The sequence below is a fragment of the Rummeliibacillus stabekisii genome, from assembly GCF_007988965.1.
Lineage (GTDB): Bacteria > Bacillota > Bacilli > Bacillales_A > Planococcaceae > Rummeliibacillus > Rummeliibacillus stabekisii.
The window spans coordinates 25,036-37,948 of the sequence record NZ_BJVD01000013.1; the positions used below are offsets into that span (position 1 = coordinate 25,036).

General features: G+C 36.3%; 15 protein-coding genes and 1 pseudogene. 12 read left to right on the forward strand and 4 right to left on the reverse strand.

What is annotated here, in order from left to right; genetic code table 11:
- Positions 1–37 precede the first annotated feature (37 nt).
- The 5 genes from RST01_RS14845 (at position 38) to RST01_RS14865 (ending at position 3,243) form a co-directional block, all read left to right on the forward strand.
- A complete protein-coding gene (locus RST01_RS14845; protein WP_066790556.1) occupies positions 38–433 on the forward strand; it encodes a DsrE/DsrF/DrsH-like family protein in 396 nt (131 codons plus the stop codon).
- A 90-nt stretch (positions 434–523) separates the two neighbouring features.
- On the forward strand, positions 524–1,651 hold the full coding sequence (locus RST01_RS14850) for an MBL fold metallo-hydrolase (RefSeq protein ID WP_147197995.1): 1,128 nt from the start codon (positions 524–526) through the stop codon (positions 1,649–1,651).
- Positions 1,652–1,736: 85 nt separating this feature from the next.
- Entirely contained in the window at positions 1,737–1,964 is a 228-nt protein-coding gene (locus RST01_RS14855) for a sulfurtransferase TusA family protein (protein ID WP_147197997.1), read from the forward strand.
- Between the two features lie 91 nt (positions 1,965–2,055).
- Positions 2,056–2,832, forward strand: a complete 777-nt coding sequence (locus tag RST01_RS14860; RefSeq protein WP_147197999.1) for a sulfite exporter TauE/SafE family protein — start codon at positions 2,056–2,058, stop codon at positions 2,830–2,832.
- A gap of 21 nt (positions 2,833–2,853) precedes the next feature.
- Complete coding sequence (locus RST01_RS14865; RefSeq protein ID WP_066790545.1) at positions 2,854–3,243, forward strand: DUF302 domain-containing protein; 390 nt, start codon at positions 2,854–2,856, stop codon at positions 3,241–3,243.
- A 107-nt stretch (positions 3,244–3,350) separates the two neighbouring features.
- Here RST01_RS14865 and RST01_RS14870 read toward each other — a convergent pair whose 3' ends face one another.
- Positions 3,351–4,043 carry an ArsR/SmtB family transcription factor gene (locus tag RST01_RS14870; protein WP_147198050.1) on the reverse strand — a complete coding sequence of 231 codons (693 nt, stop codon included), beginning with the start codon at positions 4,041–4,043 and terminating at the stop codon, positions 3,351–3,353.
- 135 nt (positions 4,044–4,178) lie between these two features.
- Here RST01_RS14870 and RST01_RS14875 point away from each other — a divergent pair, with 135 nt between their 5' ends.
- Both RST01_RS14875 and RST01_RS14880 read left to right on the forward strand, forming a co-directional pair.
- The gene (locus RST01_RS14875; protein WP_147198001.1) at positions 4,179–5,072 is read left to right on the forward strand and encodes a DMT family transporter; all 894 of its coding nucleotides are present in this window, start codon (positions 4,179–4,181) and stop codon (positions 5,070–5,072) included.
- Positions 5,073–5,237: 165 nt separating this feature from the next.
- Positions 5,238–5,566 (forward strand): annotated as a pseudogene (locus RST01_RS14880) (antibiotic biosynthesis monooxygenase family protein).
- Between the two features lie 252 nt (positions 5,567–5,818).
- Here the strand turns inward: RST01_RS14880 and RST01_RS14885 are convergent.
- On the reverse strand, positions 5,819–6,718 hold the full coding sequence (locus RST01_RS14885) for a PhzF family phenazine biosynthesis protein (protein WP_147198002.1): 900 nt from the start codon (positions 6,716–6,718) through the stop codon (positions 5,819–5,821).
- Between the two features lie 115 nt (positions 6,719–6,833).
- Between RST01_RS14885 and RST01_RS14890 the strand changes: the two genes are divergently transcribed.
- On the forward strand, positions 6,834–7,712 hold the full coding sequence (locus RST01_RS14890) for a LysR family transcriptional regulator (protein ID WP_147198004.1): 879 nt from the start codon (positions 6,834–6,836) through the stop codon (positions 7,710–7,712).
- 71 nt (positions 7,713–7,783) lie between these two features.
- On the opposite strand, the gene RST01_RS14895 is transcribed toward RST01_RS14890, so the two are convergent.
- Complete coding sequence (locus RST01_RS14895) at positions 7,784–8,128, reverse strand: winged helix-turn-helix transcriptional regulator (RefSeq protein ID WP_147198006.1); 345 nt, start codon at positions 8,126–8,128, stop codon at positions 7,784–7,786.
- Between the two features lie 487 nt (positions 8,129–8,615).
- On the opposite strand from RST01_RS14895, the gene RST01_RS14900 reads away from it, so the two are divergent.
- The 3 genes from RST01_RS14900 to RST01_RS14910 all read left to right on the forward strand — a co-directional run bounded on the left by RST01_RS14900 (position 8,616) and on the right by RST01_RS14910 (position 11,365).
- Positions 8,616–9,626, forward strand: coding sequence for an aldo/keto reductase (locus RST01_RS14900; RefSeq protein WP_147198008.1), 1,011 nt, complete (start codon positions 8,616–8,618; stop codon positions 9,624–9,626).
- Between the two features lie 20 nt (positions 9,627–9,646).
- A complete protein-coding gene (locus RST01_RS14905) occupies positions 9,647–10,063 on the forward strand; it encodes an SRPBCC family protein (RefSeq protein WP_147198010.1) in 417 nt (138 codons plus the stop codon).
- Positions 10,064–10,408: 345 nt separating this feature from the next.
- Entirely contained in the window at positions 10,409–11,365 is a 957-nt protein-coding gene (locus RST01_RS14910) for an LLM class oxidoreductase (RefSeq protein WP_147198012.1), read from the forward strand.
- A gap of 183 nt (positions 11,366–11,548) precedes the next feature.
- On the opposite strand, the gene RST01_RS14915 is transcribed toward RST01_RS14910, so the two are convergent.
- Complete coding sequence (locus RST01_RS14915) at positions 11,549–11,881, reverse strand: winged helix-turn-helix transcriptional regulator (RefSeq protein WP_147198014.1); 333 nt, start codon at positions 11,879–11,881, stop codon at positions 11,549–11,551.
- Positions 11,882–12,046: 165 nt separating this feature from the next.
- Here RST01_RS14915 and RST01_RS14920 point away from each other — a divergent pair, with 165 nt between their 5' ends.
- Entirely contained in the window at positions 12,047–12,898 is an 852-nt protein-coding gene (locus RST01_RS14920) for a VOC family protein (protein WP_147198016.1), read from the forward strand.
- Positions 12,899–12,913: the final 15 nt, after the last annotated feature.

Consider the following 12,913-nt stretch of genomic DNA (forward strand, 5'->3'; position numbering starts at 1 on the left):
GCAGTATCAAATAATATATTATTGGAGGAATTTTATTATGTCTAACAAAGTAGCAATTATCGCAAGTAATGGTGGTTTATTTGACGCTTATAAGGTATTTAATATCGCAACTGCAGCAGCAGCAACAGAAAAAGAGGTAGCTATCTTCTTCACATTTGAAGGCCTAAACTTAATTCATAAACAAGCAATGCAACAATTGCCAATGCCAGAAGGACGCGAACACTTTGCAGAAGGATTTAAAAAGGCAAATGTACCAAGCATCCCAGAACTTGTAGAAATGGCGCAGGAGTTGGGCGTGAAGTTTATCGGTTGCCAAATGACGATGGATGTAATGGGATTAACAAAAGAAGACTTCATTGATGGTATTGAAGTAGGTGGAGCTGTTACGTTCCTTGAATTCGCGAAAGATGCATCACCATCTTTAACATTCTAGTAGAATAGAAATAAATATGAGAAAACGAGTGGAAGGGTCATCCCTTCCACTATAAAAAATAAAAATAAATACCTATGGGGGTAGTGTGATATGACAATCAATAAAATGACAGCAGCACAGGTTGCTCGTAAGGTAATTGAAAAACAGCCGTTATTTATTTTAGATGTGCGTAACACAGATGCTTATGAAGATTGGAAAATTGAGGGCCAAAACTTTGAGTATTTAAATATTCCTTATTTCGAATTACTAGATGGAGTAGATGAAATCCTGCCAAAACTACCATCAAATCAGGATGTATTAGTGGTCTGTGCAAAAGAAGGTTCTTCGAAAATGATCGCTGAAATGCTTTCAGATGCCGGAAGAGATGTATTCTATCTTGAAGGTGGCATGAAGTCTTGGAGTTCTTATCTTGAACCTATTAAAGTGGGGGATTTAACTGGGGGCGGAGAACTTTATCAATTTGTCCGTCTAGGAAAAGGCTGTCTTTCGTACATGGTTATTTCTGAAGGAGAAGCAGCTGTAATAGATGCAGTTCGTTTCACAGACATATTTACAAACTTTGCAAAAGAGAAAAATGCTGAGATTAAATATGTTTTTGATACACATCTACACGCTGACCATATTTCGGGAGGACGGCACATTGCAGAGGCAACTGGTGCAACATACTACTTACCGCCAAAAGATGCAGATGAAGTAGTATTTGAATACATGCCTCTAGAGGACGATGTGACAGTAAAAGTTGGTGCCTCTCAAATTGAAGTGGGTGCTCTTTACTCACCTGGCCATACAATAGGATCTACATCTTTCATCGTTGATAGCAAGTATTTATTAACAGGCGATATTTTGTTTATTGATTCTATCGGACGTCCTGACTTAGCGGGCCTTGCAGAGGATTGGGTAGGTGATTTACGTGAGACTTTATATCATCGTTACCGCGAGTTGGCAGAGGATCTAATTGTTTTACCAGCACACTTTATGATCATCCAAGAATTAAATGAAGACGGAACTGTAGCAAAACGTCTAGGTGATTTGTTTGCACAAAACCATGGTCTAAATATTGAAAGTGAAGAAGAGTTCCGTCATACAGTTACGGATAATTTACCGCCACAACCAAATGCATATCAGCAAATTCGTCAAGTAAATATGGGAAAAGTCACTCCTGATCAAGATGAACAAATAGAAATGGAGATTGGCCCAAATCGCTGTGCCGTGCGTTAGGAAAATCTGAAAGGTAAAAAGCAGAGGAGGAGTAGAGATAACTCCTTCTGCCAACAAATTTTATTAGTTAAAGGAGATTAATGAAATGGAAATAAACAAAGTTTTAGATGCAAAAGGATTAGCATGTCCAATGCCGATTGTACGAACTAAAAAAGCAATGGATACACTAGAATCAGGGCAAATCTTAGAAGTGCAAGTAACTGATAAAGGGGCATTAGCCGACTTAACAGCTTGGACAGTTGCAGCAGGCCATACACTTTTAGATCATAAAGAAGAAGCAGATGTATTAACGTTCTATATTAAAAAATCTTAATGATAAAAGTGAGTTGTGGTACGACTCACTTTTCTTTTTAACCGGAAGGCTTGCACACTTCAGGTTTAGTTGTTAGAAAGAAGGAAATAATATGGATATAAATTATATGCTACTTCTTTTTGCTATCGGTTTTATCGGTTCATTTCTTTCGGGCATGCTTGGAATAGGCGGTGCTATTGTTAAATATCCGATGCTCCTGATGATTCCGCCTCTATTTAGCTTTCAGGCTTTAACGGCCCACGAAGTCTCTGGGATTAGCGCACTAGATGTATTAGTTGTATCGATCGCAGGTGTTATAGGATTTCGTAAAGGGGGCTATTTAAATAAATCGTTAATTACCGTGATGGGGTTATCAGTTCTAGTAGGAACATTTATCGGCAGCTTTGGTTCGCAGAGTTTAACTGAGGAACAAGTTAACATTGTATATGGTATTTTAGCATTGTTAGCAGCTATTATGATGATCATTCCAAAAAAGGCGAAAGATGATCTTTCCTTAGCTGAAGTGACGTTCAATAAACCGCTAGCAGCTGCCTTAGCGTTCATTGTCGGAATTGGCTCTGGCATTGTAGGTGCAGGTGGAGGCTTCCTACTAATACCTATTATGTTGTTGATACTTCGCATTCCGACCCGAATGACCATTGCATCCAGCTTAGCCATCACATTTATCTCGTCTATTGCGGGATCAATCGGTAAAATCTCAACTGGGCAAATTGAATACAAAACAGCGATGATTGTAATTATTGCGGGTTTGATTGCAACTCCTATAGGCGCAAAAATAAGCAAAAAAATAAACACAAAAGTCTTGCAAGGAATCTTAGCCGTTTTAATATTGGGAACAGCCATAAAAATTTGGGTAGATATCTTATAAAAAAATTGGAGGCTTGATCGTATGGATTTTCACTATACAGTGCTAACAACTAAAACAATAGATGAAGTAATTGAATCTATTGAAAAAAACCTAAAAGAAAATAAATTCGGGGTACTTTGGCAACTGAACTTAACGGAAACTTTACAGAAAAAAGGTGTCAACAGTTATCAAAAACCTTACAGAATACTTGAGGTTTGCAATCCAGTAGAAGCGGCCCGTGTACTAGCGCATAATCCATTAGTCGGTTACTTTTTACCATGTAAAATTGCGGTGTATGAAGAAGAAGGGCAAACAAAAATAGGTTTGCCTAAGCCTACAGCAATGATTGGTTTATTAAACGATGACGAGCTAGTTGGCATTGCGAAAGAAATTGAAGAAATCCTTATTGATGTCTTAGAGAAAAGTAAATAGCAGTAACGGAAAAATAAAGGGTTATCTTGCCAAAACATTGAATGGCGGATAACCCTTTTAATAGTTTGAACAGAAAAGAATATAATACATAAAACATACATTTAAAGCTATATTGAAATTTCCAGTCCAAAATATTCCTTAAAACCTATTTTCCCTTTGTCTGTAATTATAATTTCACGCGAATTCGCTCTAGCCTCTATCCATCCCAGTTCTATATACCTTACAAATAATCCATTTCCTAAAGCACCTCCCAAATGATGAGTGCGTTCACTCCAGTCGAGGCATGCATGAGAAAAGGAACGCCGTTTTTTAGATAAACCCACTATATCTACTCCTAGGTTATTAAAAAACTCTTCTCCTTTTACTGTTACAATAAACTGTTTATTACTTTTTTCTATGTATCCATTATCTAGCATTATAGTTGTTAATTTAACACTTATGCGTCCTGCTAAATGGTCGTAACAGGTTCTTGCATTTTCTAATCTTTTTAATTGGCTAGATTGTTTTAAAGAACGAATCTCGGGTGGGGAGGATATAGACATAAATACCTCAAGAGTATTAGCTACCTCTTCATTGGCTAATCGAAAGTAACGGAAACGCCCATGTTTTTCACATATTACAAGACTATTTTCTTCTAATTTTGAAAGGTGAAAGCTGGCTGTCTGAGGTTTGATGGAGGCCATGTAAGCTAGCTCGCTTGCTGTATGAAATTTTCCATCCATTAAAGCTGCCAGTATAGTTGCCCGTGATTTCTCTGTAAGTAAAGCAGTTAGGGCCGTGATATTAGGATGTATACTCAAATTGATCACCTCTGCATTCCATATTTCGATGAACATCGTATTATCTAACTTTTATAATAATACTAAGGAACCTGATCTACAAGGAAGGTGGGGTTTTTTAACTCTCAAATGAAATTGAATTGGAGGTTCAGTATAATGAAAAAATATAGCTTTTTTACATTGATCATCTTGACTACTGTCCTTATGGGCTCATCTTTTGCCATAGGGAAAATTGGATTGGACTACTCATCTCCCTTGTTATTGGCCGGGCTGCGTTTCTTTCTAGCAGGATGTATTATGAGTGTTATCGTACTGGTACAAAAAAGACCACACCCTAGTGCTATAAAGGATTGGGGAAGAGTGATAATTATCGGTTCTCTACAAACTGCCGGAGTAATGGGATGCATATTTATAAGCTTAAGAACTATATCTGCCAGTGAGTCGTCTATTTTAACTTTTATGAATCCTCTTCTAGTTATTATTTTCGGGACTATTTTTATGGGCAACCGTTACAAATGGTATCAATGGAGTGGAGTCATTCTAGGATTTTTAGGAGTTGGAATAACCTTGGGAGGCATTAATGATTTTAGAATTGGGTTAGTCTTTGGAGCATTCGCTGCTATATTTTGGGCTCTTTCTACATTATTAGTTAGTAGATGGGGTGCTGATTTTAATACTTGGGTACTTTCCGCTTATCAAATGTTGTTTGGGGGATGCATTCTTATCATTTTAAGTTTACTACTTGAAGAGCCATTCTTTTATATTAATAAACATTCATTATTTATTCTCTTATGGTTAAGCATAATGTCTTCAATTGTTCAGTTTGCAGTTTGGTACTTCCTTTTACAAAAGGGTGACCCAGGTAAAACGAGTTCCTATCTATTTTTAGCCCCTTTTTTTGGTGTTCTAACTGGGAACGTATTGCTAAACGAACATATTTCCTATTCGCTTATAGCGGGAGGTACTTTCATTTTAATAGGCATTTATCTTGTAAACAATAATTTCAAGAAGAAAACAACATTTGATACTAGTTATCCAAAGATAGATTGAGAATATAAGGAAAAAAGAGAGTAAATTAAGGAGCGATAAAAAGGTGGAAGATAAAAACTGGAAAGATTATTTTAATGAAATAATAAAAGCATTATTGTTGTATAAATAATTACTACTTTTAGGTTATAGCTTAATCTAAGAAAGAATAAAAGGAGGGTACATGGGATGTTTGTTAATACAAAAGAATTTAATCACCCTTATTATGCGGTAATTTTTTCTTCGCTAAGAGCAGAAAGTGAAAATGGTTATGGAAAAATGGCTCATGTGATGGAAGAATTAGCTTCAAGACAACAAGGATTCTTAGGAGTTGAAAGTGTAAGGGAGAATGGGTTTGGAATTACTATTTCATATTGGGAATCTTTAACGGATATAAAAAGGTGGAAAGCAAATTCTGCTCAAATATAGATGCTCAAATAAAAGGAAAATCAGAATGGTATAAGAGTTATAATGTACGTATTTGCAAGGTTGAAAGTGACTATTCTTTTGGGGATTAAAATTAATTGCTGAATGAAGCCCTTTTATTTGATGAGTCATTTTATTTCTAATAAAAGGGCTATTATTGTTGTTAATAACGAAAAATTCAGTTAAATAAAACGGATAAAAGATAAATTAGTTATTAATCTTACTTATATACTATTAGAGCTTTCACAATATCATAATAGTATGTTTTCCAGCTTTTTGTTTTTGGCATTTACGATTTGTCCCCTTTGTTAAGACCTTCACAATCATAGTGATAAAAGTTTTACTTACATCATAATGTTTCCGGACATGGATACGACTGCTGGTCCAGCTACTTCAATAATGGGTGTTCCCTTATTAGATGTGATTGTTATATAGAGAATTCCAGGTCTATTGATAGCATGACCTTGGCCAATGGTTAATTGATGTGGCTCATTATGAGATAGGATATTTTCTAAATATAAATAGCCAGCTAATGCACCGTTTGCAGCACCTGTAACTGGATCTTCCTCGATACCTATGTTCGGGCAAAAATCTCTTGTATAGATATCGAATTCGCCATTGGTATCAAATGTGAAGAGATGTGTAGTGGATATATGATAGTCGTTATTCATTTTCTTTAGTTCTTTGAAATTCGGTGCTGCTCGATCAATGGCTTCACGTGTTTTAATGGGTACGAGAAGATGTGGTACTCCCGTACTTCCTATTTTTATTGGATACTTCGGATCAATGTCTGATTCGTGAAGGCCTACAAGCTCCGCAACTAGTTTAGGGTCAATAACTATGTCGTTTACTTGAGGCGTAATTTGTGTCATGGATACGGCTTTTAATTGATTGTTTTCCATCATCCATTTTACCGGTATCTTACCTATATTAGATTCCAACACAATATTTTCTTTTTTGTGCATCCAATCGTATGTTGTAGCCATTAACCATGCAGTGCCTAAAGTAGCGTGACCGCAGAAATCAACTTCTTCTGTTGGTGTGAAATATCTAATCCGATAATCTACATCCTTTTTAGGAGAAGGAATAAGAAAAGCTGTTTCGGAGAGGTTTAACTCATTAGCGATTTGTTGCATTTCCATATCTGTTAAGTTCTCCGCATGAGGTATCACCCCAGCAGGGTTTCCTCCGAAAGTTTTCGAAGTAAAAGCATCTACATAAAAAGCCTTTATATTTTTCGTCATTGAGATTCCTCCTTGATTTCTTCATTATTGTATTATGATAGAATGAATTAGTAAAATTAATGTTTTGAATATAAAACATGAATAAAATTAATGCATTGATGCAGGGTGGTACTATATGAATCTTTTTCAAATAGAAATCTTTATTAAAGTAGTAGACATTGGGAATTTTACTAAAGCAGGCGAATTGTTAGGAATGACACAGTCTGGCATCAGCCATAATATTTCTTCTTTAGAATCAGAGCTAGGTATTGTTCTTTTAAATAGAGGTAGAAATGGAATTTCCTTAACGGATAGCGGAGAACGTATCATTAGAAATATGAGAAATATATTAACTGAAGCAGAAAGTATTAAACAAGAAACTGCTTCTATTTTAGGTATTAAAAAAGGGAAGATTAGAATAGGCAGCTTTTCAAGCTTCTCCTCTAAAATGATACCTACAATAATGTCGAGCTTTAGAAAAGAATTCAAGGGTATAGAAATAGAATTTTATGAGGGCAGCTATGAACAAATTACACGTTGGGTTGAGGAAGGTAAGGTCGATATAGGTTTTACCTCATTAAACAATAGTACGGTCAGCTTAGACTATATTCCTTTAATAAAAGATAGGTTTGTACTCATCATACCTAATGATCATCGTTTAAAAGAGTATGAACAGATTAAAGTAGAGAATATTGAAGGGGAAGATTTTATTATGCCTAGGTCAGGGTGCGAAATTAGCATACAGGCTTATTTAAAAGAACAAGGAGTCTCTCCCCATGTACAGTTGAGCGCAGTAGATAATCAAACAATTATGGCAATGGTTCGAGAGGGTTTAGGTGTTACAATCATACCGGAATTGGCTTTGGCCAATGACTCTAATGATTTAACGATCAAACCATTGTTTCCTGAGCTTTCGCGTGAAATTATGTTAATTATAAAGCCTCAAAAAACGATGCCTCCTGTTGTGAGAGCGTTTATAAACACTGTAAAAAAGAGTGTGAAAAGCTTTATGTAGATTAGTGGGTTAATAAATTTGAAAAAGAAAAGGCAAAAACGAACGCATTACGTTTCGTTTTTGCCTTTTTATTATTCGTCAGCTGTTACAAGCATAGACGTATTTCCGTTCTTTTCAAGATGATATTCTCCCCATGTGCAAAGAGAATCTAATATGGAATCTAAAGAACTACCATAATCAGTTAAAGAGTATTCTACTTTCGGTGGTACTTGGTTATAAACTTTTCTCAGAATGACACCATCATCTTCTAGTTCTCGTAATTGTTGCGTTAACATCTTTTGTGTAATACCAGGCATTAAACGTTTTAATTCACATGTCCTTTTTTGGCCTTTTTTCAAATGACAAAGAATTACAACTTTCCATTTACCCCCGATAACTTCTAAAGTTGCTTCTACAGGAATATTGTATCTCTTCATATAAAAGTCTCCTTTGATATTTTATTTAGGTGCAAAGCTAGCTACATAACTGAAATGTTACCTTTTAGTATTTACAGCACTTAAAAGTGCGTACTTTTTAATTTGTTGATTAAGTAACATAATAACATGTGTAAAGAGGAAAATGAGTAGTATGTTACTGAGAAGTACCTAAGATACTTAAAAGTGCGTACTTTTAATTTGTTGAATATAGTTCATAATAACATGTGTAAGAGGTGGTGGGTAGTATGTTACCAGAAAGTATCTATAGTAATTTAAAGTACCTATAAAACTTTAGAGTGCGTACTTCTCATGTTGAATATATATCATAATAGCCCAACACTAACGTGCGTTACTTTTGACTCTTTATGCATTTTGTCGAACGATAAAATGTCATACGTTGATGATGAGTAGTGATTGATTTTATGTACATCCTGCTCTCAGATCAATTCAATCATTTTAAAAAATTACTTTTAGGAGGGCATCTTAAATGAGAAATATATTGCAAGGAAAACTAGGATTTGGTACAGCGCCATTAGGTAACATGTACCGCGATATTCCAGAGGAAGAAGCAATCGCAACAGTTGATGCGGCTTGGGAGAATGGCATTCGTTACTTTGATACAGCACCGCTTTATGGATCTAGCTTAGCGGAAAGCCGTCTTGGTGAAGCATTATCGAAAAGAAACCGTGATGATTACATTTTAAGCACTAAAGTAGGCCGAATCATTACAGACGAATTGGAAGATCCATCTACACGTGATTTAGGAGAAAAGGGTAGTATATTCGAATTTGGTCGTAAAAATAAAATTATCAACGATTATAGCGCGGATGCAACACTACGCTCAATCGAAGATAGCTTGAAACGCTTAAAAACAGATCGTATTGATTTTGTATATATCCATGATGTAGCACAAGATTTTTACGGTGATACTTGGATTTCTCAATTCGAAATTGCTCGTACAGGTGCATTCCGTGCACTTACTCGTTTACGTGAAGAAGGAGTTATCAAGGGATGGGGTCTCGGCGTAAACCGTGTAGAACCAATTGAACTTATGCTCGAATTGGAAGAAGTAAAACCAGATGTATCCTTATTAGCTGGCCGTTATACATTATTAGACCATGAGCGTGCACTGCAACGGGTAATGCCTGCAGCATTAAAACATAATATGGATATTGTTGTCGGCGGACCATATAGCTCAGGTGTTCTTGCTGGAGGTACTCACTTTGAATATCAAAAAGCATCACCAGAAATTATGGCAAAAGTAGAAAAAATCAAGAGTATTGCAGATCGTCATCATATCAGCATCAAGGCAGCAGCTTTACAATTCTCATTGGCTAATCCGGCCGTTGCAGCTGTTATTCCTGGTGCAAGCCGACCTGAGCGTATTGCAGAAGACAAAGCAGCTTTGAACACCGTAATCCCTGCAGCGTTCTGGGAAGAAATGCGCGAACAAAAATTAGTAGCATCTCATGCACCGCTACCAATTGATATTAAATAAGTATAAGGAGAGTAATAAACATGGCACATACAACTACATCAATTAAAATTTCTGCGTCGCCTGAAAAAGTGTGGGGATTAATCGGGGGCTTTGATTCGCTTCCAGATTGGTTACCCTATATTCCAAACAGTAAAGTAAGCGAAGGTGGTCGAGTTCGTACATTGGCTAACCCAGATGGGGAAACGATTATTGAACGCTTGGAAGTATTCAATGAAACGGAACGCTACTACACTTATTCCATTATGAAAGCACCTTTCCCGGTTACTGATTATTTATCTACTATCCAAGTAATAGAAGATACTGACAGCACCTCATCACATGTAGAGTGGTCTGGTAGTTTTACACCAGTAGGCGTTAGTGATCAAGAAGCTATAGATCTATTCCACGGCATCTATCAAGATGGCTTGGAAGCATTGTTAGCTTCATATAAAGATTAATATGCAGGAATTGAAAGATAACTGACTTAAAGGCATTTCTAAAAGAGAGGGAAAAATTGTATTAAATAAAATTTAGAAATGCCTTAGCAGCCAAGTGCTTTTTTAAAAGCCTTGGCTGTTCATTATATTATATATAAATAAACGAGATATAAGTAAAACAGTAGGAGGAAACAGATAATGGTCCAATTACAAAGCAATATATTAATGGCCAATGGAAAATAGGATCAAGCAAAAAATACATCGATAACCTTAATCATACACAGTTGAAAAGCTGTAATAATTGAGTACCGATTATTGCAGCTCTTTCACATGTAGCAATATATTAAATGAAAGTGAGTGAGATAGATGGAACCATTTGCAAACCATTCTGGATATAACCGTATGTTTGCGAAAGATCAACTAACATTAGGAATTCATATCCCAATTGAGAATTATCAGTTTCATGCGCCAACAATGGAAAAACAAGTTGAACTAGTACAAAAAGCGGAACAGTATGGATTTACTGGCGCATGGCTTCGCGACGTTTTATTAGAGGATCCACAATTTGGCGACCCTGCTACGGGGCAAATTTACGATATGATGATTTATTTGACGTATTTGGCAAGCCAAACAAAGCAAATTGCATTTGGTACGTCAGCAACAGTTTTATCTCTTCGGCATCCAGCTCGTGTAGCAAAAGAAATTGCTACATTAGATCAACTTTTTTCAGAGAGAATTATGTTAGGAGTTTCATCTGGTGACCGACGTGCTGACTTCAAGGCGTTAGGGGTTAATCATGAAACAAGAGGTGAGCGATTTAGAGAAGCTTTCGCGTACTTAGAGGATATGCTGTATACAAACTTTCCCTCTATTCAATCCAAACTAGGAGAAGTACATGGAGCAAATTTAGTGCCAAAGCCAACGAAACGGATTCCGACCTTTATTACAGGTTTTAGTCAGCAAACGATGGAATGGTTTGCTCAACACGGTGATGGATGGATGTATTATCCGCGGAGCCCTGTGCAACAGGCGGCAGCAATTAGTCAATGGCGTGAGCTAGTAGAGACATATCAGCCAGGAGTATTTAAGCCATTTATCCAACCGATGCATTTAGATTTATCTGAAGATCCAAATGAGCCGCCTACACCAACACGGCTAGGCTACCGTACAGGGAGGAATGCATTGATTGAATTGTTGGATCTATATCACAATATTGGTGTGAATCACTTATTTCTTGCTCTATTTGATGGTAAGCGACCAGCCAATGATGTATTGGATGAACTAGGGGAAGAAGTACTTCCTCATTTCCCCGCATTAACGTAAAAGAAAATATAAAAGCAATCTTCTTTATTGCTTTCTTCCATCAGCGCATTTCCAGTAGGATATGCGCCTTTTTTAAGAAGAAAACCATCCTGTAAAGCTAATTGAATGTAAATAAACTAAAAGGGTTATCTCGCCAAATCAATGAATGGCAGATAACCCTTTGTATTTGAAGACAATCTTACGCTAATCCTCAAGTAACTTAGAATCTGGTTTAATCCAAGCTTGGGACCAATTTTCGATTTCTTTTAAAATAGATTCCATAGATTGTCCTTTTTCTGTTAGTGAGTATTCGATGATAACGGGAGTTTCTGGAATAACTTCGCGCTTGATAATATCTTGTGACTCTAAATCCTTCAATCGATCTGATAATACCTTTCCGCTTATGCCAATCGAAGTTTGAATTTCATTGAATCGTTGGGGACCCATCAGTAATTGATAAATAATTAACGCGGTCCACCTCTGGCTTAACAATGAAATAGCTTTTTCAAATTTAGGGCAAATTGTAGGTAGTTTCATTTTTTCAGTGCACCTCTCTTATAGTTGATTTTACCACAAAATGAAATTCAGTTATAATATTAAACTTAATAACTTGACAAAACTTAATAATATAAATAAACTTACTTACATAAAGTAACTTACTTAAAAAAATCAATTGTGCTTAATATAAGGAGGACTACAATAATGATATTTCATACTAAGCCCACTACATTTGTGGGGCATGTCAAAATAAAAGTGCAAAACTTGAATCGTTCTTTACAGTTTTATAAGGATATACTTGGTTTTAATATTTTAGAGCAAACAGCTTCTACAGCAAAACTAATTACAGATGGAAAAACGAGCTTTCTATCGCTTGAACAACCTGAAAACGTAATTCCTAAACAAGAAAAAACAACCGGCTTATATCATTTTGCCATCTTATTGCCGGAACAGAAGGACTTGGCTAATATTGTTGTTCATTTAGTGCAAAACGGTATTCGTTTTGGTTCTTCAGATCATCTCGTTAGCGAAGCACTTTACTTGAATGACCCAGATGGAAACCAGATTGAAATCTATCGCGACCGAGTTCCCTCTGAATGGAAATGGAACGACAATGAAGTAGACATGGCGGTTGATCCGTTAGACTTCGACACTTTGTTAAAGCATGCCACTCCGGATCAGCCTTGGAATCGTATGCCGAAAGATAGTGTAATGGGGCACGTTCATTTACATGTGTCAGAGCTTATTAAAACGGAAGAGTTTTATGTGAAAGGCTTGGGAATGGAAGTCGTGAATCGTTTTGGAGATCAAGCATTGTTCCTTTCTTACGGAAAATACCATCATCATTTAGGTGTCAACACATGGAATGGTGTAGGAATTCCAGCACCAGCCGAGAACAGCGTTGGTCTCGAATCATTTACGCTTCTATTCGATAACGATGAGGTACGTAAACAAGCAGTAATGAACTTGGAGAAAATTGGTGCAAAGATTCTTGAAGAAGAAAACCAGTATGTGACTGTTGACCCTTCTGGCAATCGTATTGTATTAGCAGTATAAAAGTAAATTTCAACT